We start from the raw sequence: 21,957 nt of genomic DNA, 5'->3' as shown, positions 1-21,957 counted from the left end.
GGCGCGGGACGGCCCTGGGAGTCTACGGGCGCTCCTGTTCGACCCCCACTGTTCCTCCCGCGGTCCGGGGCGGTCAGTAGACTCCTTCCCGACCGCTCCCGCCCTCCTGGGAGCCCACCCGTCAAGAGGAGATAGTTGTGGCCCTTATCGAGGCAGTCGTCGCCCGAGAAATTCTGGACTCCCGTGGCAACCCCACGGTCGAGGTCGAGGTGCTGCTCGAGGACGGCGCGTCCTCGCGAGCGGCCGTCCCCTCCGGCGCCTCGACCGGTGCCTTCGAGGCCTACGAGCTGCGCGACGGCGACGCCGGCCGCTACCTCGGCAAGGGCGTGCAGAAGGCCGTCGACGCCGTCATCGACGAGATCGGCCCGGCGATCGAGGGCTTCGACGCGACCGACCAGCGCCTCGTCGACGCCGAGCTCATCGAGCTCGACGGCACCGAGAACAAGTCGCGCCTGGGCGCGAACGCCATCCTCGGCGTGAGCCTCGCGGTCGCCAAGGCCGCCGCGCAGTCGGCCGACCTCGACCTCTTCCGCTACGTCGGCGGCCCGAACGCGCACACCCTGCCCGTCCCGCTGATGAACATCATCAACGGAGGCGCGCACGCCGACACCGGCGTCGACATCCAGGAGTTCATGGCGGTCCCGCTGGGCGCCGAGTCCTTCTCCGAGGGCCTGCGCTGGGGCGTCGAGATCTACCACGCCCTCAAGTCGCAGCTCAAGAAGGCCGGCTTCGCCACCGGCCTCGGCGACGAGGGCGGCTTCGCCCCCGATCTGCCCACCAACCGCGAGGCGCTCGACTTCATCCTCAAGGCCGTCGAGTCGGCCGGATTCACCCCCGGCACCGACATCGGCCTCGCGCTCGACGTCGCCTCGTCCGAGTTCTTCGAGGACGGCGCCTACACGTTCGAGGGCAAGAAGCTCTCGGCCGAGGAGCTCTCGGCGTACTACGCCGACCTCGTCGCGAACTACCCGCTCGTCTCGATCGAGGACCCGCTGGACGAGGACGACTGGGCGGGCTGGACCCACCTCACCGCCGAGATCGGCGACAAGGTGCAGCTCGTCGGAGACGACCTCTACGTCACCAACCCCGTGCGCCTCGCCCGCGGCATCGCCGAGAAGGCGGGCAACTCGATCCTCGTCAAGGTCAACCAGATCGGCACGCTCACCGAGACGCTCGACGCGGTCGCGCTCGCCCAGCGCAACGGCATGACCGCGATCCTCTCGCACCGCTCCGGTGAGACCGAGGACACGACCATCGCCGACCTCGCGGTCGCGGTGGACGGCGGCCAGATCAAGACGGGCGCCCCCGCGCGCTCCGACCGGGTCGCGAAGTACAACCAGCTGCTGCGCATCGAGGAGATCCTGGGAGGCGCCGCGACCTACGCGGGTCGCTCCGCGTTCCCGCGCTTCACCGCGTAGTCTCTCCCCGCCGGAGCGGCCCCGGAGCCCCAGCACTGCGCTGCGGGCACCGGGGCCGCTCCCGTTCCCGCCCCAGCCGCTGCCCGCCAGAGGAGGCACCATGGCCCGTCCGCCCCGCCGCCCCGCCGCCCCGGGCAGCGCCCCCAGGCAGAGCTCCCCGAAGACGGAGCCGACGGCGTCGAAGCCGTCGAAGCCGAAGCCCACGACGTCGACCCCCGGACGCTCACCGAGGACCGGCTCCCGTCCGTCGTCCTCGCGCCCCGCCTCCGCGCGCGGTCCGCGCCCCCGCCAGCCCCCCGCCGCTCCCTCCTCCGCCTGGCTCGCCGGCGTGCGCGGCTCCGGCTTCACGCTCCTCGTGATGGGGATCATGATCATGGCCGTCGTCGTCCTCGCCCCGAGCATCAAGAACTTCGTCGAGCAGCGCGCCGAGATCTCGGAGCTGCAGCGCTCGGTCGACGCGGCCAAGACCCAGTCGCAGAACCTCGACGAGGAGCGCAGTCGCTGGTCCGACCCCGCCTACATCCGTGCGCAGGCGCGCGAGCGGCTCTACTTCGTGATGCCGGGAGAGGTCAGCTACCTGGTGCTCGACGACATCGCCGTCGCTCAGCAGGCCGAGCAGCCCGCGAGCGACTCCGTGCAGGAGACGGCGACCGACTGGGCGGGGTCGCTGCTGTCCTCGATCGCGGTCGCCGGCCTCGGCGACCCGAGCACCGCGGAGCTCGATCCGGCCCCCTGAGCGGCCCCGGCGTAAACTGGAGCGTTCTTCCCGCAGATCCTCTGGAGCCCGCCGTGACCACGCCCCCCTTCGATCCGCCCACCGAGCGCGACATCGCCGTGGTCTCGGCCCAGCTCGGCCGCCCCGCCCGCGACGTCGTCGGGATCAGCGCCCGCTGCGTCTGCGGCAACCCGACCGTGGTCTCCACCAGCCCGCGCCTGAGCGACGGCACGCCGTTCCCCACCTTCTACTACCTGACCCACCCGGCGGCGACGGTCGCGATCTCGCAGCTCGAGGCGACCCAGGTCATGGTCGAGTACAACGACCTGCTGGCCGCCGACGAGGCGCTGCGCGACGCCTACGCCGCCGCGCACCGGGCGTTCCTCGCCGACCGCGAGAGCATCGGCTCCGTTCCCGAGATCGCGGGGATCTCCTCCGGGGGGATGCCGACCCGGGTCAAGTGCCTGCACGCGCTCGCCGGTCACTCCCTCGCCGCCGGGCCCGGAGTGAATCCGATCGGCGATCTCGCCCTCGCCCGCGCCGACTGGTCGCCCGAGCGCTGCGAGTGCCGGCCGTTCGAGGGAGCGCTCGTCGAGGGCTGAGGCCGAGCGCCTACTCGACCTGCCGATCGGCGCGCTCTTCGCTAAGCTGATTCCCAGTCGGGGTCAGTGCTGCCACCCGCGTCGAGAGCGGGCACTTCGCGTTGCGCAGGGTGATCCGCATGGTCCATTCCTCTGGAGAGTACTTTGCCCAAAATCCTGATCGTCGGAGGCGGCTACGCCGGTTTCTACACCGCGTGGAAGCTCGAGAAGTACCTGCGCCCCAACGAGGCCGAGGTCACGATCGTCGACCCGCTGCCCTACATGGCGTACCTGCCGTTCCTGCCCGAGGTCGCGGCCGGCTCGATCGAGCCGCGTCACGCGATCGTCTCGCTCCGCCGCCACCTCAAGAAGACCGCGATCCTCGCCGCGAAGGTCACCAAGATCGACCACGCGAGCAAGACCGCGACGATCACCCCGACGGTCGGCGAGCCCTACGACTTCGAGTACGACCAGATCGTCGTCACCGCCGGTTCGGTCTCGCGCACGTTCCCGATCCCGGGCGTCGCCGACAACGCGATCGGCCTCAAGACGATCGAGGAGGCGACCGCGATCCGCGACCGCATCCTCACCAACTTCGACAAGGCGGCGACCCTGCCCGCAGGCCCCGAGCGATCGCGCCTGCTGACCGTCACGGTCGTCGGCGGCGGCTTCGCCGGCATCGAGGTGTTCGCCGAGCTGCGCTCCTTCGCGAGCGCGCTGCTCAAGCGCTACCCCGAGATCGACTTCGAGGAGACCCAGTTCCACCTCGTCGAGGCGATGGGGCGGATCATGCCCGAGGTCGCTCTCGAGACGAGCCACTGGGTGCTCAAGAACCTCGACCAGCGCGGCGCGACCGTGCACCTCGACACCCAGCTGAAGTCGGCCGAGGGCGGCGTCATCGAGCTGTCGACCGGTCAGACGTTCGAGTCCGACCTGATCATCTGGACCGCCGGCGTCATGGCGAACCCGTCGATCAAGAACTCCGACTTCCCGATCGAGGAGCGGGGCCGCCTCCGGGTGCGCGCCGACCTCCGCGTCGGCCACGACGACGTCCTCGTCGAGGGCGCCTGGGGTGCCGGCGACGCGACGGCCGTCCCCGACCTCACCGGCGGCGGAGTGGGCGGCTACTGCGTCCCCAACGCCCAGCACGCGGTTCGCCAGGGCAAGCTGATGGCGAAGAACATCGTCGCCGTCCTCCGTGGCGAGACCCCGAAGGACTACTTCCACAAGAACCAGGGAGCGGTCGCCGGTCTCGGCATCGGAGTCGGCGTCTTCCAGTCCGGCAAGATCGCGATCAAGGGCTTCCCGGCCTGGGTCATGCACCGCGGCTACCACGGTCTCGCCATGCCCTCGTGGGAGCGCAAGCTCCGCGTGGTCGGCGGCTGGGCCGCCAACCTCGTGCTCGACCGCGACATCGCCTCGATCGAGGCCCGCGAGAACCCGCGCGGCTCCTTCGAGACCTACGCCTCGCGCCCGCGTCCGGCTGCTCCCGCCGCAGCCGCTCCGGCCGAGACGCCCGGCCCGGCCGGCGCTCCGGTCCCGGTGGGCGGCGAGCCCGCCAAGTCCTGACGTCACCGGTGGGAGGAGCGATCGCTCGCGTCTCCCACCGGCCGCCCCCATAGCCCAACGGCAGAGGCAGACGACTTAAAATCGTTTCAGTCTGGGTTCGAGTCCCAGTGGGGGCACTCTCTGCGATGCTGTTGCGCCGACCAGGAGTCCTCATCCAGGTGTATCCTGGAGGCACAACGGGTCGGATGACGGAACGTTGCCAGCCTAAGGCCCCGCTCAGCGGGGCCTTAGTCGTTGAGCGGCTGGATCCTCAAGGAGTCCAGACCCGGTCGTGAGACGTCGAGTCGTCCAGCACCCCGCCCAGTCGAGTCATCGTCTTCGCAGACTTAGGGTGGATCTCCATCACTGTCTTCCTCCGTCGATGCAGGTACACGGCGAGATCGGCAGTCTGCAACCCTCCGGTGTCCTTCGACGATGCGAAGTGGATCGGGGCCGAAATCAGATCGAGCTTGCTCGATCGATAACCTGGGGTTCCGAGCAATTGGTAACTCTCGAACTGCCGCCGGTGATCTTCCTGGGTCGCGATCTCATCTGCCACGACGACGACCTTCCCGTGGTCCGAGGAGAAGCAGTCGCGGCGATAGTCGTTGATCCGCTCGAGAAGGTGTTGAAGAACGATCCCGTGCGGCTTCCTCCGGAGCTGGTATCGGGTGTTCAAGCGCTGCACGTCCACACCGCGGAAGAGGTAGTGCACGCCAGCGGACCGCGCGATGGCGAGAGCAGCCGCATAGATGTCCGCCGCCTCTCGATGCTTGCCGCGCAACGGCTTCCAGTCGCCCGAGCCGCCCATCAGCTCGTGCCCGTGGAACTCCACGTCTAGTCGAACGCCGGGCTCTGCGGTCACTCGCTGCCGCAGGTGTTGATACTCCCGCTCCAGTTCGTCCCACTTCTCCTTCGTCGTCACGGCGGCACCGATGAAGTAGTAATCCTGGTTGTAGGACTCATCCACGTAGGCGATCAGCACAGAATCGCCTCGGATATCTTGTTCGGCTCTCCGACCAGACGCGTGGCTCTCCAACTGCTCTCCACTATCCGGACGGCAGAGGCCGAATCATGTCCCGGGCCCTTCTCCAGGAGGCCGCACGGGAACCTTCGCGCGCCTCCACGGTCCGCTTCGTCCCGTCAGGCGTCCGAATCCGCCGGGATCAGCGCACAATGGATCTCCGAGATCCTCTGACGATCGGGATCACGGCGGCGACCAGGGCTGCGAGGCCTGTCAGACTCGTGATGACCTCATTCATTGTGCTCGTGATATCCGCGGTGATCGGAGCGGCGATGAGATCACGGACTTCAGCTCCGATGTCTTCGGCGAATGTGGCACTGAGAAGCATGAGCACGTTCGTGTAGAGAACGACGATCACCCAGGGAGCCTGGAGGGCGGTATCCTGCTTGAGCTTGGGCAGGGGCTTCGGAAGCTGTCCCTCGCCGAAGGAGGCGCCCCGGTGACGGCTCTTCTTCCGGGGTGGAAGAACCAGCTCGATGCACCTCTCGAACCATTGCTGTGAGTCCTCGACGGCGGTGGCAGGGTCCTCGAGAAGGGGCCGCTGCGCGATGACGGCAAGAGAGGCCGACTGCCAACGCCGGGCCCGCGCAGATTGTGACGGCAGGTCGAGCGGAGTGCGAGCGAATCTCTCGATGAGGTGTCTCTCGACCAGGTCGAGGGCATCAGTACGTCGCGCATCTGCAGCGAGCGGGCAGTCCTTCGAAGCGTTCTGAACCCAGAGCATCTGCTCGAAGAAGCTCCATTCGAATGGCTGGCGGTTGCGCCAACGGCGATTCCGCAGAGACATCGTGACGAAGAACGGGGCACAACCGAAAACGGCGAGCGCGAAAGAGATCGGGAACCAGATCGTCGAATAGGGAATGAGGCACACGAGCGTCAGCGCCAGCTGCGCGAGAGCGGCCGCGACCGACACCTCCGCGAGAAGGACCGGGATCGCGAAGCGGGCGCGATGAGTGCGTTCGGCCGTTCGGAAGGTCGTCTCGTATTGGGCGCAATACCTCTTTCACGCGGCGCCTCTCCCATACGCCTTCGGCCTCGCCGGGCCACTGATGACGCTCGCCCAACCGAGGATGCGAAGCCAGCGCCTTTCGCTGGACGTGACGTGATCGGGGGTACTGAGGATGACGGAGGCAGGCAGAACAGCCAGCATCCAGAGGCCTCAGAGGACGCTGGCCACCAGGCTCAGCCACTCGACACGCAGCCACCAGGTCTGCCAGAACTCGACCACGCTTCTCTCCCGCATCTCACTCGAAGATACGAGGATAGCTCGCGTCCCCCCTCGCGCCGGCGCACGCGCTCGACGAGGCCCGACTCCTTCGTGCGGCTACATCGTCGAGCGAGCCCCGGTGAACGAGACAGCGCGTCAGGGGGTCGGCGCCGCCAATAGGAAGCCGGATCCGGTCGTCCAGGACGAACGGATCCACCACTGAATCGACCTGCGGACGAGCACCACGCCGTTGTCCGACGTGGAGTCGCCGGTGCTGGTACGCGCTCGTACCGCGACGAAGAGCGCTCGCTCCGATCAGTGCTCAGTCACGCGGCACGCGCGTGGGCGCTCTTCTCGAGGACGGGCGCGCTCAGCAGCGCCGCCTCGAGCGCTCCCGTGATCTCGCCGGGCGCGCACTCGGCGCACAGCACGACGAGGTCGTCGAGGTCGCTCGCTCCGGAGCGGTCGAGGACGAGGGAGTCGGTTCCGCAGCTTCCGCATTCGATCATGCGGGTACCGTACGTCCGACCTCCGACATCGCCGGGAGCGGCTCCGGCGGGTCGCTCGGCGGCTACCGTTCGGTCTCGATACCGTCAATCCCCAGCCCGGCGAGCCCGCCTCCCCTAGAGTCGAGCGAAGGCGGTCCTCGCGCCCGTTCGGAGCGCCCGCGCTGCCGGAGCGGGAGCGCGGGACGGCCGGATCACCGGGGGACGCGCTCGACGAGTGCGACCCTCCTCTCGTGCCCGCGGGCACCGTCACGCACCGCCCGGCGACGGGCGGCAGGAGGCCTCCATGGGGAAGCTGCTCTACGGCGCCTCGGGCGTCGAGATCGAGTTCGACGACCGAACGCTCACGCACGTCCAGATCGTGATCGCCAACAAGCTGCGGCGGCGCGAGAGCTTCTTCTTCTCGTGGCGCGACGATCCAGCCGTGGGCGACGGCCGGTCGAGCATCTGGCTCGACCCGACGGTACCGCTCTACTTCAAGTACTTCGGCGGGCGCGTGCCCTCGATCAACCGCACGTGGATCGACCTGCTCACGGTGTCGGCGAACTCGTCCGGCGGGCTCCAGCTCGTCCAGGAGCCCGACGCCGCGCCCACGCCGCCGCCGAAGGGCGAGCAGGGCGCCTGACGCGCCCGGGCCAGCCCGACCTGCACCGCCCATCCCCTTCACTCCAGGAAGAGCGATCATGAAGCGCGACGTCTCGGCCCACCTCACCCTCGACGTCGCGCAGCCCGCGATGCTCGTCTTCTCGATCACCGTCGCATCGGCGTACGGCGCCCCCGAGACGCTGTCGATGTCCCTGGACGGGCGTCCCGTGACTCCGCGCGAGGTCCTCGACCAGCACGGCACCCGGCTGCACGTCCTCGAGGCGGAGCGCGGGAGCCTGGTCGTCGACTACAGCGCGAGCATCGACGGGCGCCTCGGCCCGCTCGACGGCGAGGAGGTCGACCGGCTGCGCTACCTGCGCCCGAGCCGCTACGCCGAGTCCGACATCCTCGCGGCGACCGCCCACGCCGAGTTCTCGGGGCTCTCGGGCCAGGACCTGCTCGCCGCCGTCAGCTCGTGGGTCGGCACCCGTCTGGCGTACGTGCCCGGCTCGAGCCTGCCGACCGACGGCGCGGAGCGCACCTTCCTCGCCCGCCGCGGCGTCTGCCGCGACTTCGCGCACCTCGTGATCGCCCTCCTGCGGGCGCTCGACGTCCCGGCGCGGCTCGTCGCCGTCTACGCGCCCGGCCTCGCGCCGATGGACTTCCACGCGGTCGCCGAGGCGTGGGTCGACGGGGAGTGGCACGTGGTCGACGCGACCACCCTCGCTCCGCGCCCCAGCCTCGTCCGGATCGCCACCGGGCGGGATGCGGCCGACACCGCGTTCCTCAGCGTCTACGACGGCATCGCGACGCTCGGGGAGTTCGTCGTCGGCGCCGTGGCCGACGTCCTCCCGGACGACGACGTGCGCGAGCTCGCCACGATCGGCTGAGGCGGCCGCTACTCCGGATCGACGAAGCGGCGCCACGCCCAGATCGACGTGCACACCGCGCTGAAGGCGACGACTGCGAGCACCGCCGGTGCCGCGCCTCCGTCGCTCGACCACGCCCTGATGGTCGGGGTGAGCAGGAGGAAGAGCACGGTCGTCGACAGCAGGGTCAGCCCGAGCCAGAGGGCCGGCGACCAGCGCAGGATGCTCTGACCCGCCGGGCGGCCGACCGGGAAGAGCAGGACGACGCTCGAGCCCACGGCGAGCAGCGTGGTCGCGCTGAGCACCTCGGCGGCGAGCACCGCGGTGAACGAGCCGTCGGCCGGCACGAGGTCGGAGGCGCCCCAGGCGAGTCCGCCGAGAGCGAGCAGCGCGACGACGCGCGCGGTCGCCAGCTTCGCCCTGTCGACGGCCGTCGTCGCGTCGGGCAGGAGGAGCCCGATCACGACGCCGAAGAGGAACGCGGGGTCGAGACCGGCGAAGCGCGAGAGCAGCGCGGCGCCGGCGACGAGCACCAGAGCGCGGGGCGCGCCGACGATGCGGATGCCGGGGAGGCCGAGGCGTCGGCCGAGGAGCGCCGGCACCGCGGCCGCCACGGCGTTCACGAGTGCGACCGCGACGATCACCGCGATCAGGAGCCTCAGGTAGGCGGGCTGTCCGTCGACGCGTCCGGAGAGCAGGACGAGCCCCGCGGCGCTGCCGATCATCCCGATCACCATGGCGCGCGGCGAGGGGGCGGGACGCTCCGGCCGGTCGTCGAACTCGACTCGGGCGCGGTTGCGGCCCGTGAGCTGCCAGGTGCGCGGCACCCGAGGGGCTCGGCCCGCGACCGCCAGGCGGGCCGGGACGATCACGAGGGCGAGCGAGGCGAGCGCCAGAGCGAGGGAGCGCACCCAGTCGGCCATCGTCACGAGCGGGGCGCCGGAGGAGAGCGCGGTGGTCATGCCGGTCGCGGCGCTCCAGCCGCCGGGGGCCGATCCGCCGTCCGCCGGCGCGGGCGCGGGCGCGGCGGGGGGTGCGTCGGTGGGCGCTGCGCCGGGTGCCGGAGCAGCGGTCGCGCCCGGCGCCTGCGTGCTCTGCGGTGCGGGGGAGCTCTGGCCGGGTCGCGTCGGGGTCGAGGTGGCCGTGGGGCGGGGCGTGGTCGACCTCGGGGTCGGCGACGTCGATCCGGGAACGGTCGACGGGTTCGCGGTCCCCGGCGCGGTCGCGGTCGCACTCGGGGTCGGCGCGGTCGCCGAGGGAGTGGGGGTCGCCGCCGCGGCGAAGGTGACGTCGAGCCACGGGCTCGGCGAGCTGTAGTTGCCGGCCGCGTCACCCGCGATGGCGGAGACGCGGTGCGCACCGGCGGTGACGGTGCCGCCCGTGCAGGTCCAGACTCCGCCGGTCACCGGGGCGTCGCAGGTGTTGACGCGGTCGACGTAGACGAAGGCGCGCGTGCCGTCGACGCCGGTGCCCGTGTACACGGCTCCGACGAGTGGCAGCGCGGCGCCCGCGCCGGGAGACGTGACGGTGGGCGCCTCCGGTTCGACGGTGTCGACGACCAGTGTCACGGCCGCGCTCGGGGGCGACACGGCGCCGCCCGCGAAGGAGGCGGTCTGCGTCGCCGTGACGCGGTGGCTCCCGGCGGCCGGTGCCGGGGCGAGCTGGCAGAACCAGCGTCCGGCGGAGTCGGCGGTGGCCAGGCACGAGGCGCCGCCGTCGGAGGTCGCGGCGACGCTCGCACCGGGGTAGGCGGTCCCGCTGACCGACCCGGCCGAGGTCGCCGAGCCGTCGACCGACTCGATCACGGGCGGGCCCAGGACGGCGACACCGACGCTCGCCGAGGTCGTCCCGCCGGTGGCGAGCAGCTCGACGGCCGTCAGCGCGAAGCGGCCGTCGTCGAGCTCGAACGAGCAGGACCAGGTCTCATCCGTCGCAACGGTGGTGATGCAGACCGGGTCTCCGCCGTTCTGCGTGCTGATCTGGATCTGATCGCCGGCCGTCCCGGTGCCGGTCGCGGTCACCGAGCGGCTGGGGAGGACGGTGCCCGAGGCGGGGGCGGTGATCGTGAGGGCCGCCGCCTGCGCGGACGGGGCGAGCAGGACCGCGGCGGCTCCGAGAGTCGCCAGGACAACGGCGAGGAACGCCCCGCGTCGACGGGCGCCGCTCCTGCGGGATCGGCGGAGCCGACCCATCGGGACGCCCGATGAACCCCCCGGCCTTGCCACGTCGACGCTCGCTATCACAGTTGCGTCCATTGCACGGGGGTGCGCGGGCAGTGTCAAGCGCGCCGCACCGTCGTTGCGAGATGTACACCGAGGGAGGGAGGCGGGTCCGCCGGGCGGGGGAGCCGTGGTCCGGGGCGGGAGAGCGCTTCCGCGACAATATACCCATCCCACTACGGCTCGGAGGCACGGATGAGCGAGGACGAGGCACGCGGGCGCGATCGGCGGCGGGTGCGCGCCGAGGCGGTGCGCTTCGACGATCCACGCGAGCTCGGCCGGCTCCTCCCGCCGGGGCTCCGCGTCGGGCTCGCGCAGAGCGCCTTCCAGACCGAGGGCTCGCTCGAGACCGGCGGCCGCGGGCGGTCGGTGTGGGACGACTTCGCCCTCCGCCGCGGGACGATCGCCGAGGAGGCGACTCCCGAGATCGCGACCGACTTCCTCCTCCGCTGGCGCGACGACCTCGCCCTGCTGGTCGATCTGGGCATCGACGAGCTGCGCCTCTCGATCGCGTGGACGCGCCTCCAGCCCGAGGGCCGCGGGCCGATCGACCACGGCGGTCTCGGCTTCTACGACCGGGTGCTCGACGCGCTCGCAGAGGCGGGGATCCGGGTCGCGCTCACCCTCCACCACCGCGACACGCCCTCCGCCCTCAGCGGCGGCTGGATGAACCGCGACACGGCGCTCCGCTTCGGCGACCTCGCCTTCGAGGTCGGCTCGCGCCTCGGCGACCGAGTGGCCGACTGGATCACTCTCGACCAGCCGTCGACGGTGATGCTCGAGGGCTACGCGCTCACGCGGCAGGCTCCCGCAGCGGGGCGGCTCTTCAACGCCCTGCCCGCGCTGCACCACCAGCTCCTCGGCCACGGTGTCGCCGTCGAGGCGCTCCGGGCCGCCGAGGTCTCGGGGCGCATCGGACTCGTCGACGCTCTGGCGCCGGTCGAACCGGCCACCGAGTCGGAGGAGGACGGCGCCTGGGCCGCACTGGCCGACGTCCTGCGCAACAGGCTGGTCGCCGACGCGGTCCTCACCGGCGCCTACCCGGCAGGGCCGGGGGAGCTGCCGCCGTTCCTCGAGAAGCTGGAGCGGGTCGATCCGCGCGACCTCGAGCGGATCAGCGCACCGCTCGACTTCTACGCCGTCGCGCCCCTCGCTCCGCAGCGCATCGCCGCGGGGCGCGACCCGGCCGCGCCCGTCGGAGTGGGCGCCCCGCCGACCCTGCCCTTCCACGAGCGGCCGTGGCCCGAGCTCGACCGGACCGGCGACGGCTCGCCGTCCGCCCCGTGGGCGCCGGTGGCCGTCCTCAGGAGGCTCGTCGAGCGCTACGGCGACACCCTCCCTCCGCTGGTCGTCACGGCACTCGGAGCGAGCTACCCCGACAGCATCGACCGGAACGGGGCGATCGTCGACACCGAGCGCATCCGCTGGATCGGCGCGCACCTCGGCGCGCTCGCCCAGGCCGTCCACGAGGGGCTGCCGCTCGAGTCGGTGCAGCTGTGGACGCTGGTCGACGCGTTCGAGTGGCAGCACGGCTACACCCGGCCGCACGGACTCGTCGCGCTCGACACCCGTGGCGCCGATCGGGTGCCCAAGGCCTCGTTCGACTGGCTCCGGCGGGTGCTCGACGCCCGCTCCTGACGCCTCGGCGTGCGAGACTGCGGCGATGCAGAGCCTCCTCGCCCTCGCCTCGATCCTCCACGCCGAGCCGGCGCTCGTGCTCGGAGCCCTCGCCGACCTCCTCGAGGCCGAGGACGGCGGCGGCTACACGCGAGACGACGACGGGCTGCAGCGCCGGCTCCCCGTGCTCGGCGCCGAGCAGTGGCGCGTGCTGCCGGATGAGGAAGGGACGCGCGTCGAGTTCGAGGTCGTCGCGTCGACCGCCTCGTCGGCACTCGCCGGCGTCCTGGCGCGCCGGCGGCTCCGCGCTGCCCCCGAGCGCTTCCGCGCCATCGTGACGGCGCTGGCCGATCGCGTCGAGGAGCGCTGAGCGGCCCCCGTCCCCTTTTGTGGAGGATTGCTCATGTTGTGGGTGGTGGCGGAATCTGAAGAACACCGCGACCTGACAACTGGAGGCAACGATGATCCTGTCCATGAAGATGCGTGTGATCGGTGCGGCTCTCGCCGCGCTCTCGCTCACGAGTCTGGCGATAGCGCCTCCGGCGGAGGCTGCCTCCGGGCCCGGGGGCCGCGTCATCACCTGCACTTTGAAAGTCCACTATCCGCACAACTCCTCTCATGTTGGCGGGACGATCAATGTCACTTCGGATATCAAGTGCACGTCCGGAGTCGACTCGATCTACTCATCGACCGGTCTTCGGGGCACTCAGTCCGCGAACGGCTGGAAGCAGAAGTACAACGACTTCTACGTCGCGTCGAATGCGGCCGAGCCCTGCAAGAACGCGAGGTACTGGGGAGTCGGGTCGGGAACGGTGACCTTCCCCGCCGGCTTCTCCCCGCGGGTACAGAACCTCGAGGGCGGCGGTGCGGCAAGGACGGTCGACTGCTCGAGGAGCTCGTCCGTCGACAGCGTCGATTCGACAGCCGGCGACGGGGCGGTGTACTACCGGATCAGCGCCACTGCCGAGGAAGGACACTGAATGCTTGAAGCCTGGTCCGACGCCGATGCCGCACAATGGGTGAGCCGAGGGTCGACGAGTGGCGGTCTCACCGTCCGTCAGCTGGTTCCTGCGACGTACCCCGCGTTCGCGAGGGTGCTGCACTCCGTCGCCCCCGAGACGTGGTCGTCTCTCGCTGCTCGTGCGGGCGTCCCGATGTCGCCGACAGTTCAATGGGAGCACATCGACCTCTCCCTGGAGGGCGAGCCCTCGGGGCTGGCGCCACGAGTCGGCTTCCTCCTGCTCGACGACGCGCGACGCCTCTCCGCCGTTCTGAAGGAGCAGACGACGACCCCTCATTCCTGCTGGTTCGGACTCTGGGAGGGTTGGGCCGACTCGGTCCCGCCCCGCGAGGCCGCGAGGTTCACATGGTCTCTGCGCGGTCTCGCGCTGTTCCACGGCGCCGTCGAGGATGTGGTGGGATTCGCCGGTGAGCGCACTCCGGCTGTCTGGTGGCCGGAGGACCGCTCCTGGTTCGTGGTGACCGAGGTCGACTACGACAGCACGGTCGTCGGCGGCACGCAGGAGTGCATCGATGCGGTCATCGGATCCGGCCTCGAGGCCCTTCCTCTCGGTCCTGACGACGATCTCGTACTCCGTTGACCGGCGCGGCTGCGGCCCTCGTCGGGGGAATGCCTGAGCAGTTCTCGCTGTTGTCTACCGATGACGGGACGGGGCTTCGGAGCACCGCCCCCAGGGACGCTCGGAGGAGCACGAGGCATATGGCAGGAACAGGTACCAGCAAGGCACGCGGAACCCGCGGCGGCGACGACGAGATCGTCTACCGCCGTCACGCGAACGGTCGCGGCATGGTCGCACCGGGGTCGCGAGTGGCAGCGACGGCGTTCGTCGAGACGGGTGCGTACGTCGAGCCCGGGGCGAACGTCGGCGAGCGCGCCTGGATCGGCGCCGGCAGCTGGATCGACCGCGACGCCATGATCGGGCACAGCGCCTTCATCGGCGCGAACGTGCACGTCGGGCCCGAGGCGATCGTGGGCCCCGGCGCGCGGATCGGGAGCTACTCGCGGATCGGCGACTCCGCCGTCATCGCGACCGGCGCGCGGGTCGACCGCGACACGTTCGTGGCACCCGGGAGTCGATTCGGCCTCGACGAGAGCGCCCGCGAGTCCGGCAGCCGCGCCGCGTAGACCGACCGACGACCCTGTTCCGCAGGCTTCCAGGAGCCGCGGAATAGGGTCGTCCCATGTTCGAACTCCACCACCTCAGCGCGCAGGAGCAGTGGGACTGGCTGCAGCGCGGCGAGGTCACGCCGCTCGAGCTGACCGAGCACTACCTCGCCCGCATCGAGCGGCTGAACGGCGAGCTCGGTGCGTTCACGACCGTGACGGCGGAGGCGGCGCGCGCGCGAGCCGCGTCCCTCGCCTCCGGATCGCTGCCGCGCACTGCGGCTCTCTGGGGGCTGCCGAGCGGCGACAAGGACCTCTGGCGCCGCGCCGGGGTGCGCACCACCTTCGGATCGCGGCTGCGCGCGGACTTCGTACCTGACGCCTCCGACGAGATCGTCGACGTGCTCGACGCCGCCGGGGCGGTCAGCCTCGGCAAGACGGCCGCGCCCGAGTTCGGCATGCCGTCGTACACCGAGAGCCGGGTGGGGCCTCCGGCCGTCACGCCCTACGACACCCGGCTCGGAGCCGGCGGGTCGAGCGGGGGAGCGGCGGTCGCGGTGGCGGCCGGTCTGCTGCCGTTCGCGCCCGCCTCCGACGGGGGCGGCTCGATCCGCATCCCGGCCGCGGCGTGCGGGCTCGTCGGTCTGAAGCCCTCTCGCGGGCGCGTTCCCGCGCTGTCCGGGATCGGCGGCGTCGGCGGACTCACCGTCGCGGGCCCGATCACCCGCTCGGTCGCCGACGCCGGGCTCCTGCTCGAGGGGCTGCTCGAGCGCCGCAACGGAGCGATCCCCGAGCGGTACGCGCTCACGGCACCGGGCGACAGGGAGCGGTCGTTCCTCGGCGCTGCCGTGCGCGGAGAGGGACGCTTCCAGATCGGCGTCCTCACGCAGTCGCCCTGGGACGAGGCCTACGAGATCGGGCTCGCTCCCGAGGCGCGCACAGCCCTCGACGAGGGCATCGCGGCGCTCGACGCGCTCGGACACGGTCTCGAGGAGGCGGCACTGCCTCCGAGCACCGCGTACCCGGCCGCCTTCCGGGCGCTCTGGCAGAGCGGTGCGGCCACCCTGCCGATCGAGGGTGCGGATCTCGACCTGCTCGAGCCGCTCACCCGCTGGCTCGTCACCGAGGGGCGCCGTCGCTCCGCCCGGGGGATCATGGAGGCGGCATCGGTGCTCTCGGCCTACGAGCGCGCCGTGATCGCGGCCTTCTCGGGGTACGACGCCGTGCTGACGCCCTCGCTCACGATGCCACCCCGCCCGGTCGGCTGGTACTCCGCCGACGATCCGGAGCGGAACTTCGAGCAGCAGGTGCAGTACACCCCCTACACGTCGTTCGTGAACGTGAGCGGGCTGCCCGCGATCACCCTGCCGCTGAGCACGACCGCCGAGGGGCTGCCGATGGGGATCCAGCTGATCGGGCGACCCGGCGGGGAGGCGGTGCTGCTCTCGATCGGCGCGCAGCTCGAGCGGCGGGCGCGCTGGCAGAGGCGCCATCCGCCGCAGTGGTGATGCCCGGCCGATCATCAGGCTCCGGCCGTTGTCGCTTAGGTTAGGCATGCCTATACTTGCTCTCGATGTGCATGTACGAGGGACGCGAGACGGACGCCGTGGAGGCGCTGCCGGTCGACGCCAAGCAGTTCCTGATCGCCGGTGACGAGACCGTCGTCCCGTGGATCCAGAGCCTGCTCGACGAGCTCCCGGCGAACGCGCGCGGACAGGTCTTCATCGAGGTCGACGACGCCCGCGGGCTCCCGCCGCTCGCCGCACCCGGCCGCGTCTGCGTGACCTGGCTCGGCCGGTCGACGCGCTCGGGCGCTCCCGGCACCGGCGCACTCTGCGGCCGCGGCGAGGCCCTCGACCGCGCGGTGCGCGCGTGGGTCGGCGAGATGTCGGTGATCGACCGCGACTACCCGTGGGCCGACGACCGCCACGACTTCTGCGCCTGGATCGGTGGAGCCGGGCCGCTCGTCGCCGAGCTCGCCGCCGACGTCGAGGCGCGCCTGCGCACCTCGGCCGAGCACGTCACCCGCTCGATCTGACGATGCAGGGTTAGGTGAGCCTAACCTTCCGTGCGATACTGGATCGATGCCTCCGACGACCGACGCCCCCGCCCGCCCGGCCTACCGGCCGTTCCTCGCGACCGTCGCCCGCGCGACCCGGATCGCCCCCCACTTCATCCGCGTCACCCTGACCGGCGACGAGCTCGCCGCCGTGGGCTGCACCGGCCCCGACCAGCGGATCAAGCTCGTGGTGCCGACGGCGACCTCGAGCGCGGACGACTTCATGGGCTCGGTGGCCGACGCCGGCGGCCCCGACGGCCTCGCGCCCGACTGGTACCTCCGTTGGCGCGAGCTGCCCGACGAGCAGCGCAACCCGCTCCGCACCTACACGATCCGGGCGACCCGGCCCGAGCTCGCCGAGGTCGACGTCGACTTCGTCGCGCACGGCGACACCGGTCCCGCCTCGGCGTGGGTCGAGTCGGCGGCGCCCGGCGCCCGCGTGGTCATCGTCGCCCCCGACTCCCGCTCCGAGATCGCCGGCGGAGGCGTCGAGTGGCACCCGGGAGCAGCGACCACGCTGCTCCTCGCCGGCGACGAGACCGCGGTTCCGGCCATCAGCGCCATCCTCGAGAGCCTCGCCGACGACGCGTCCGGGGCGGCGTTCCTCGAGGTGCCCACCGCGGAGGACCGGCTCGTGCTGCGTCACCCCGCGGGAGTGAGCGTCACCTGGCTGGTCCGGGCGCCCGGCACGGCTCCCGGCGCCCTCCTGGGCACCTCCGTTCGCGCCTGGGCGACCCGCTTCCTGACGGCGCACCATCGCGGAGTCGAGGTGTCCGACGTCGACGTCGACAGCGAGATCCTGTGGGAGGTGCCCGAGGAGAGCACGGACCCCGGCCTCTACGCGTGGATCGCGGGCGAGGCGGGCGCCGTCAAGCTCATCCGCCGCTGCCTCGTCACCGAGCTCGGCCTCGACCGCAAGCGCGTGGCGTTCATGGGGTACTGGCGCACCGGCCGCTCCGAAGCGAACTAGATCAGGACGGCGCAGCAATCCCGCTGATCGAGTAGCCCGGGCTCATCGAGATCCGCGTCCGTCACAAGGCCAGGGCTGAACCCTGACCTGTTGACGCTGGTCGGTCTCGATACGCCCCTGCGGGGCTGCTCGACCAGCATGCAGTGCGACCCTGCGGCGCTGCTCGACCAGCATGCAGTGCGACCCTGCGGCGCTGCTCGACCAGCATGCAGTACGCCCCTGCGGGGCTGTGGGCTCGACCCGCATGCAGCGTGGCGGCACCATGAGCCCGCTGATCGAGTAGCCCGCGGAGCGGGCGTATCGAGATCCACGTCCGTCAGAAGGTCAGGGCAGAGGCCCGACCTGTTGACGCTGGTGGGTCTCGTTACGCCCCTGCAGGGCTGCTCGACCAGCATGGGCGGGTGACCGGCGCCGACTCGGCCGGAGTGCCGGCCGCCGGTGGTCAGAGGGTGGGCGGGACGCCCACCAGGCGCGACGAGAGGGTCCAGAGGTCGCGGCCGAGCTGGCGGTCGCGGGCCTGGGCGGCGAGGGCGCCTCCGGGCTTGAGGCCGTCGAAGTAGGTGCCGCTCGCGGCCCCGACGTCGGGTTCCGAGACGAGGGTGATGAGCGGCACGGCACCGGCCTCGGCGGTGATGCCGTAGGAGCCGTGGGTGAGGGACGACATCACGTTCATCAAGCGCGAGTCCGAGCCGAACCCGGTGGCGACGAAGCCGGGGTGGAACGAGTAGGCGTCCACGGCGGTGGGGAGCAGCCGCTCGGCGAGCTCGCGGATGAACAGGATCGTCGCGAGCTTCGACGTGCCGTAGGCGCGCCAGCCGCCGAGCCACGGACCCTTCCGGCGATCGAGATCCTGCAGCGAGAGGTGCCCGAAGCGGTTGGCGAGGCTCGCCGTCGACACGACGCGCGCCCCGGGCCGCTCGCGACCGGTCTCGATCAGGCGGGGGAGCAGCAGCCGCGTCAGCAGGAACGGAGCGAGGTGGTTGCTCTGGATGGTGCGCTCGTGGCCGTCGGCTGTCTCGCCGCGCTCGGAGAGGAGCCCGCCGGCGTTGTTGGCGAGCACGTCGATGCCGTCGTAGCGGGCGAGCAGCGCATCGGCGAGCGAGCGCACGTCGTCGAGCCGGTCGAAGTCGGCGAGGAACGGCTCGCCCCCCACCGAGGCGGCGACCGCGCGGGTGCGCTCGGCGTTCCGGCCGACCACGGCGACGGTGGCGCCCGCCGAGGCGAGCTCCGCCGCAGCGACCTTGCCGATGCCGGAGCTCGCTCCGGTGAGCACGACGACGCGCCCCTTCATGTCAGCGACCACGGAGGTATCCGCCCTTCTCGAGACCGGCTTCGATCTCGAATCGATTGCGCAGCGGATCGCGACCCGCCAGGAGGTAGGCGAACGGGAACCACATGCCCCATCGCTGCCACTGCTGCTTGTGAACGGCCTCGTGCTCGAGGACGCGGTCCGACGCGTTCGTGTCGGTGTAGTAGCTCGTGCCCACGCAGGAGCCGCCGCGGCCGAAGGACCACGAGGGCATGCCCGTGAAGACGACCAGTCCGTTGCGGCGCTCGATGCGGCCGGTGCTCCAGAGTGCGCCCCAGGTGAGCCCGACGGCGCAGGCGAAGAGGTAGCCGGGCCGGGTGATCGCGGGGTCGAGGGCGACCTCGGCGACCGCGCGTCTCAGCGAGGCCGACTGCAGGAGGCTCACGCGCTGTCGCGTCCGTAGGTCTCGAGCAGCCGGAGCCAGACCTCGCTGATCGTCGGGTAGGAGGGCACCGCGTGCCAGAGTCGCGACAGCGGGACCTCGCCGACGACCGCGATCGTGGCCGAGTGCACGAGCTCGCCCACCTCCTTGCCGACGAACGTCACCCCGAGGACGACGGAGCGCTCCTCGTCGACGACCATCCGGGCGGTGCCCGTGTAGCCGACAGCGGTGAGCGAGGCGCCGGCGACGGAGCCGATCTCGTAGTCGACGACGCGGGTGCGGTAGCCGGCCTTCTCGGCGGCGGCCGCGGTGAGGCCGACGGAGGCGACCTCGGGGTCGGTGAAGACGACCTGCGGCACGGCCTCGTGGTCGGCGGTCGCGACGTGCGCGCCCCACGGTGCGTCGTGCACGGCGGAACCGGTGCTCCGCGCGACGATGACGTCACCGGCCGCACGGGCCTGGTACTTGCCCTGGTGGGTGAGTAGAGCGCGGTGGTTGACGTCGCCGACTCCGTAGAGCCAGGGCGATCCTCCGCCCACGGGCGTGCCGTCGGCGCCGAGGACGAGCATCGTGTCGTCGACGCTCAGCGAGGAGCCGGGCTCGAGCCCGACGGTCTCGAGCCCCACGTCGCGGGTGTGCGGAGCGCGCCCGGTGGCGGCGAGGATCTCGTCGGCCTCGACGACGTCGCCGCCGTCGAGGGTCACGGCGACGGTGCCGTCGTCGCGGCGCTCGACCGACGCGGGGGAGGCGCCGATCCGCACGTCGACCCCGAGCTCGCGGAGGGCGTCGCCGACGAGCTCGCCCGCGAACGGCTCGAACGCGGCGAGCAGCCCGCTGCGGGCCAGCAGGGTCACGGAGGAGCCGAGGCCCGCGTAGGCCGTGGCCATCTCGCAGGCGACGACTCCGCCGCCGACGACGACGAGGCGTGCGGGCACCGACTCGGCGCTGGTCGCCTCGCGGCTCGTCCACGGGGCGGCGTCGCGCAGGCCCGGCACGTCGGGGACGACCGCGGTGGTGCCGGTCGCGACGGCGACCGCCGAGCGGGCGCGCAGCACCCGGACCGACCCGTCGGGTGCGGTCACGCTGACCTCGCGCTCGCCGCTCAGGCGCCCGTGTCCTCGGACGAGCGTGATGCCCGCTCCCTCGAGCCACTGCACCTGACCGTGGTCGTCCCAGCCGCTCGTGACGGAGTCGCGGTGCGCGAGCACGGCCGCCACGTCGACTCCGCCGGTCACGGCCTGCGCGGCTCCCGGCAGGTCTCGAGCGGCGCGGAGCGCCATCGGCGCGCGCAGCAGCGCCTTCGAGGGCATGCAGGCCCAGTACGAGCACTCGCCGCCGACGAGCTCGCTCTCGACGATCGCGGCGGTGAGGCCGCCCTGGACGGCGCGGTCGGCGATGTTCTCGCCGACCGGGCCCGCTCCGATGACGATCAGGTCGAAGTCGTCGGTGGTGGTGGTGGTTCGGTCGGTGCTCATGATCTCTCCCGCTTCGTCGCGGGCGCGTCGGGCGCCCCGCTGGATGTCTGCCGCTCGCGCATCAGTGCGCGGGGACGATCTCGGCCCGCCAGCCGTCGTAGCGCCCGCCCTCGCGCTCGACCGCGTCGACGACCTGGCGGAGGAAGGCGGTGGTCGCCTCCTCGTCGACGGCGGCGTGGTGGCTCGCCACCAGGACGTGCCGGAGCCTCAGCCGCGAGATCGCGATCTCGTACCCGGAGGCGACGAGCGTGCGCGCGGCCCTGCGTGCCCGGCTCCGGCGGGAGAAGACGGCGAAGTGGTCGACCTCGCGCAGCTCCCAGACCTGGTCGCCGTAGCGCAGGCGGATCTCGAGCTGCTGCGCCGCGCGCTCGCGCTGCGCCTCGAGAGCGGAGTGGCCGCCGGTGCCCGCGGGTGCGCTGATCAGGGTCTCGTCGCTCATCGGCCGGTGAACTCCGCGGTCGTGCGGGCCAGGAAGGCCTCCATGCCGATACGGGCGTCGTCGGACGCCGCGAGGCGGGCCAGCTCGGCCGGCAGCGCGGCGGCGGCCTGCGCGTCGCCGTCGGAGACGGCGAGACGGGCGTTCGCGAGGGCCGCCTGCACGGCGAGCGGTGCCTGGGCGGCGATCCGCTCGGCGAGGGTGTGAGCGGCCTCGCCGACCGTCCCGTCGGGGACGACCTCCTGCACGAGCCCGATGCGGCGGGCCTCCGCGGCGTCGAAGGTGTCGCCCGTGAGGATCCAGCGGAGGGCGTCGCCCCAGCCGGCGGCGCGCGGGAAGCGCAGGGTGGCGCCGCCGAAGGGCAGGATGCCGCGGGACACCTCGACCTGGCCGAAGCGGGTCGACTCCTCGGCCACGACCACGTCGCTCGCGAGCGCGAGCTCGATGCCGAGAGTGAGGCAGGTGCCCTGCAGGCCGATGACGACCGGCTTGGAGACCGGACGGGTGCGCAGCCCCCACGGGTCGAGGCCGCCCTCGGGAACGAAGTCGAGGCCGCCCGAGCCCAGTCGGGGTCCGATGTCGGCGAGGTCGAGGCCGGCGGTGAAGTGCTCGCCCTCGGCGAGCACCACGCCGACCCGGAGCTCCGGCTCGCGGTCGAGCTCTCCGTAGGCGGCGGCGAGGGCGCTCAGCATCGCGAAGTCGGCGGCGTTGCGCTTCTCGGGGCGGTCGAGCACGATCTCGAGGGCGTGACCGCGGCGCTCGGTGCGCACGCGCTCGCGCGGGGGGATCGCAGTCATCGTTCCGCCTCTCGGGTCGCGTCCCTCCATCTTGCCGGGTGCCACCGACACTGGGGCGGCTGCCGACGGGGATTGACGGGGGTCCCTCAGGCCCCGCGGATCGCTCGGGCCCGGT

The 21,957-nt window shown here is 71.9% G+C and carries 23 protein-coding genes and 1 tRNA gene; 15 read left to right on the top strand and 9 right to left on the bottom strand.

Annotated elements, in window-relative coordinates:
* Positions 1-137: 137 nt before the first annotated feature.
* The 5 genes from eno to GRS92_RS13915 all read left to right on the top strand — a co-directional run bounded on the left by eno (position 138) and on the right by GRS92_RS13915 (position 4,399).
* Positions 138-1,418: a phosphopyruvate hydratase gene (gene eno / locus GRS92_RS13935; RefSeq protein ID WP_159857404.1), complete on the top strand. Its 1,281-nt coding sequence runs from the start codon at positions 138-140 to the stop codon at positions 1,416-1,418.
* 100 nt (positions 1,419-1,518) lie between these two features.
* The gene (locus GRS92_RS13930) at positions 1,519-2,154 is read left to right on the top strand and encodes an FtsB family cell division protein (RefSeq protein ID WP_159857403.1); all 636 of its coding nucleotides are present in this window, start codon (positions 1,519-1,521) and stop codon (positions 2,152-2,154) included.
* Between the two features lie 53 nt (positions 2,155-2,207).
* On the top strand, positions 2,208-2,735 hold the full coding sequence (locus GRS92_RS13925; protein WP_159857401.1) for a DUF501 domain-containing protein: 528 nt from the start codon (positions 2,208-2,210) through the stop codon (positions 2,733-2,735).
* Positions 2,736-2,879: 144 nt separating this feature from the next.
* Complete coding sequence (locus GRS92_RS13920; RefSeq protein WP_159857399.1) at positions 2,880-4,283, top strand: NAD(P)/FAD-dependent oxidoreductase; 1,404 nt, start codon at positions 2,880-2,882, stop codon at positions 4,281-4,283.
* A 43-nt stretch (positions 4,284-4,326) separates the two neighbouring features.
* Positions 4,327-4,399: transfer RNA gene (locus tag GRS92_RS13915), tRNA-Leu, on the top strand.
* 134 nt (positions 4,400-4,533) lie between these two features.
* Here GRS92_RS13915 and GRS92_RS13910 read toward each other — a convergent pair.
* The 3 genes from GRS92_RS13910 to GRS92_RS13900 form a co-directional block, all read right to left on the bottom strand.
* Positions 4,534-5,247, bottom strand: a complete 714-nt coding sequence (locus GRS92_RS13910; protein ID WP_159857397.1) for a DUF3800 domain-containing protein — start codon at positions 5,245-5,247, stop codon at positions 4,534-4,536.
* Between the two features lie 181 nt (positions 5,248-5,428).
* A complete protein-coding gene (locus tag GRS92_RS13905) occupies positions 5,429-6,199 on the bottom strand; it encodes a hypothetical protein (RefSeq protein ID WP_159857395.1) in 771 nt (256 codons plus the stop codon).
* 620 nt (positions 6,200-6,819) lie between these two features.
* Positions 6,820-7,002, bottom strand: a complete 183-nt coding sequence (locus GRS92_RS13900; RefSeq protein ID WP_159857393.1) for a hypothetical protein — start codon at positions 7,000-7,002, stop codon at positions 6,820-6,822.
* Positions 7,003-7,285: 283 nt separating this feature from the next.
* Between GRS92_RS13900 and GRS92_RS13895 the strand changes: the two genes are divergently transcribed.
* Complete coding sequence (locus GRS92_RS13895) at positions 7,286-7,624, top strand: DUF7882 family protein (RefSeq protein ID WP_056042036.1); 339 nt, start codon at positions 7,286-7,288, stop codon at positions 7,622-7,624.
* A 58-nt stretch (positions 7,625-7,682) separates the two neighbouring features.
* Positions 7,683-8,474 carry a transglutaminase-like domain-containing protein gene (locus GRS92_RS13890; RefSeq protein ID WP_159857391.1) on the top strand — a complete coding sequence of 264 codons (792 nt, stop codon included), beginning with the start codon at positions 7,683-7,685 and terminating at the stop codon, positions 8,472-8,474.
* 8 nt (positions 8,475-8,482) lie between these two features.
* On the opposite strand, the gene GRS92_RS13885 is transcribed toward GRS92_RS13890, so the two are convergent.
* Positions 8,483-10,645, bottom strand: a complete 2,163-nt coding sequence (locus GRS92_RS13885; protein ID WP_159857389.1) for a hypothetical protein — start codon at positions 10,643-10,645, stop codon at positions 8,483-8,485.
* Positions 10,646-10,867: 222 nt separating this feature from the next.
* On the opposite strand from GRS92_RS13885, the gene GRS92_RS13880 reads away from it, so the two are divergent.
* The 8 genes from GRS92_RS13880 to GRS92_RS13845 all read left to right on the top strand — a co-directional run bounded on the left by GRS92_RS13880 (position 10,868) and on the right by GRS92_RS13845 (position 17,443).
* A complete protein-coding gene (locus GRS92_RS13880) occupies positions 10,868-12,310 on the top strand; it encodes a glycoside hydrolase family 1 protein (RefSeq protein WP_159857387.1) in 1,443 nt (480 codons plus the stop codon).
* 25 nt (positions 12,311-12,335) lie between these two features.
* Positions 12,336-12,659 (top strand): hypothetical protein, encoded by a 324-nt coding sequence (locus GRS92_RS13875; RefSeq protein WP_159857385.1) that lies wholly within the window; start codon positions 12,336-12,338, stop codon positions 12,657-12,659.
* A gap of 91 nt (positions 12,660-12,750) precedes the next feature.
* Positions 12,751-13,269, top strand: a complete 519-nt coding sequence (locus GRS92_RS13870) for a hypothetical protein (protein WP_159857383.1) — start codon at positions 12,751-12,753, stop codon at positions 13,267-13,269.
* A complete protein-coding gene (locus GRS92_RS13865) occupies positions 13,270-13,890 on the top strand; it encodes a hypothetical protein (protein ID WP_159857381.1) in 621 nt (206 codons plus the stop codon). It begins immediately after the preceding gene.
* A 119-nt stretch (positions 13,891-14,009) separates the two neighbouring features.
* Positions 14,010-14,435, top strand: a complete 426-nt coding sequence (locus tag GRS92_RS13860; RefSeq protein WP_159857379.1) for a hypothetical protein — start codon at positions 14,010-14,012, stop codon at positions 14,433-14,435.
* Positions 14,436-14,491: 56 nt separating this feature from the next.
* On the top strand, positions 14,492-15,922 hold the full coding sequence (locus GRS92_RS13855; protein WP_159857377.1) for an amidase: 1,431 nt from the start codon (positions 14,492-14,494) through the stop codon (positions 15,920-15,922).
* A 71-nt stretch (positions 15,923-15,993) separates the two neighbouring features.
* Entirely contained in the window at positions 15,994-16,452 is a 459-nt protein-coding gene (locus GRS92_RS13850; protein ID WP_159857375.1) for an SIP domain-containing protein, read from the top strand.
* A 46-nt stretch (positions 16,453-16,498) separates the two neighbouring features.
* The gene (locus GRS92_RS13845; protein WP_159857373.1) at positions 16,499-17,443 is read left to right on the top strand and encodes a siderophore-interacting protein; all 945 of its coding nucleotides are present in this window, start codon (positions 16,499-16,501) and stop codon (positions 17,441-17,443) included.
* 442 nt (positions 17,444-17,885) lie between these two features.
* Here the strand turns inward: GRS92_RS13845 and GRS92_RS13840 are convergent, their stop codons facing one another.
* From GRS92_RS13840 to GRS92_RS13820, 5 genes are all read right to left on the bottom strand, one after another.
* Positions 17,886-18,746 carry an SDR family NAD(P)-dependent oxidoreductase gene (locus tag GRS92_RS13840; protein WP_235022037.1) on the bottom strand — a complete coding sequence of 287 codons (861 nt, stop codon included), beginning with the start codon at positions 18,744-18,746 and terminating at the stop codon, positions 17,886-17,888.
* Positions 18,736-19,128, bottom strand: coding sequence for a Fe-S oxidoreductase (locus tag GRS92_RS13835; protein WP_235022045.1), 393 nt, complete (start codon positions 19,126-19,128; stop codon positions 18,736-18,738). Before GRS92_RS13835 ends, GRS92_RS13840 begins: the two co-directional genes overlap by 11 nt.
* A 5-nt stretch (positions 19,129-19,133) precedes the next feature.
* Positions 19,134-20,609: a dihydrolipoyl dehydrogenase family protein gene (locus tag GRS92_RS13830; RefSeq protein ID WP_159857371.1), complete on the bottom strand. Its 1,476-nt coding sequence runs from the start codon at positions 20,607-20,609 to the stop codon at positions 19,134-19,136.
* A gap of 61 nt (positions 20,610-20,670) precedes the next feature.
* Complete coding sequence (locus GRS92_RS13825) at positions 20,671-21,048, bottom strand: ribonuclease E inhibitor RraB (protein WP_159857369.1); 378 nt, start codon at positions 21,046-21,048, stop codon at positions 20,671-20,673.
* Complete coding sequence (locus GRS92_RS13820) at positions 21,045-21,842, bottom strand: crotonase/enoyl-CoA hydratase family protein (RefSeq protein ID WP_159857367.1); 798 nt, start codon at positions 21,840-21,842, stop codon at positions 21,045-21,047. The genes GRS92_RS13825 and GRS92_RS13820 overlap by 4 nt, the downstream gene beginning before the upstream one ends.
* Positions 21,843-21,957 lie beyond the last annotated feature (115 nt).

This window comes from Rathayibacter sp. VKM Ac-2754 (assembly GCF_009807095.1).
Classification (GTDB): Bacteria; Actinomycetota; Actinomycetes; order Actinomycetales; family Microbacteriaceae; genus Rathayibacter.
Note: the sequence above shows the minus strand (reverse complement) of the source record. Positions and strands in the feature narration are given on the sequence as shown.

Bases quoted from the DNA above. Each gene is read 5' to 3' on its own strand.
- GRS92_RS13930 (WP_159857403.1), top strand. From the start codon at position 1,519: ATGGCCCGTCCGCCCCGCCGCCCCGCCGCCCCGGGCAGCGCCCCCAGG.
- GRS92_RS13900 (WP_159857393.1), bottom strand. From the start codon at position 7,002: ATGATCGAATGCGGAAGCTGCGGAACCGACTCCCTCGTCCTCGACCGC.
- GRS92_RS13895 (WP_056042036.1), top strand. From the start codon at position 7,286: ATGGGGAAGCTGCTCTACGGCGCCTCGGGCGTCGAGATCGAGTTCGAC.
- GRS92_RS13890 (WP_159857391.1), top strand. From the start codon at position 7,683: ATGAAGCGCGACGTCTCGGCCCACCTCACCCTCGACGTCGCGCAGCCC.
- GRS92_RS13885 (WP_159857389.1), bottom strand. From the start codon at position 10,645: ATGGGTCGGCTCCGCCGATCCCGCAGGAGCGGCGCCCGTCGACGCGGG.
- GRS92_RS13880 (WP_159857387.1), top strand. From the start codon at position 10,868: ATGAGCGAGGACGAGGCACGCGGGCGCGATCGGCGGCGGGTGCGCGCC.
- GRS92_RS13875 (WP_159857385.1), top strand. From the start codon at position 12,336: ATGCAGAGCCTCCTCGCCCTCGCCTCGATCCTCCACGCCGAGCCGGCG.
- GRS92_RS13870 (WP_159857383.1), top strand. From the start codon at position 12,751: ATGATCCTGTCCATGAAGATGCGTGTGATCGGTGCGGCTCTCGCCGCG.
- GRS92_RS13865 (WP_159857381.1), top strand. From the start codon at position 13,270: ATGCTTGAAGCCTGGTCCGACGCCGATGCCGCACAATGGGTGAGCCGA.
- GRS92_RS13860 (WP_159857379.1), top strand. From the start codon at position 14,010: ATGGCAGGAACAGGTACCAGCAAGGCACGCGGAACCCGCGGCGGCGAC.
- GRS92_RS13855 (WP_159857377.1), top strand. From the start codon at position 14,492: ATGTTCGAACTCCACCACCTCAGCGCGCAGGAGCAGTGGGACTGGCTG.
- GRS92_RS13850 (WP_159857375.1), top strand. From the start codon at position 15,994: ATGTACGAGGGACGCGAGACGGACGCCGTGGAGGCGCTGCCGGTCGAC.
- GRS92_RS13845 (WP_159857373.1), top strand. From the start codon at position 16,499: ATGCCTCCGACGACCGACGCCCCCGCCCGCCCGGCCTACCGGCCGTTC.
- GRS92_RS13830 (WP_159857371.1), bottom strand. From the start codon at position 20,609: ATGAGCACCGACCGAACCACCACCACCACCGACGACTTCGACCTGATC.
- GRS92_RS13825 (WP_159857369.1), bottom strand. From the start codon at position 21,048: ATGAGCGACGAGACCCTGATCAGCGCACCCGCGGGCACCGGCGGCCAC.
- GRS92_RS13820 (WP_159857367.1), bottom strand. From the start codon at position 21,842: ATGACTGCGATCCCCCCGCGCGAGCGCGTGCGCACCGAGCGCCGCGGT.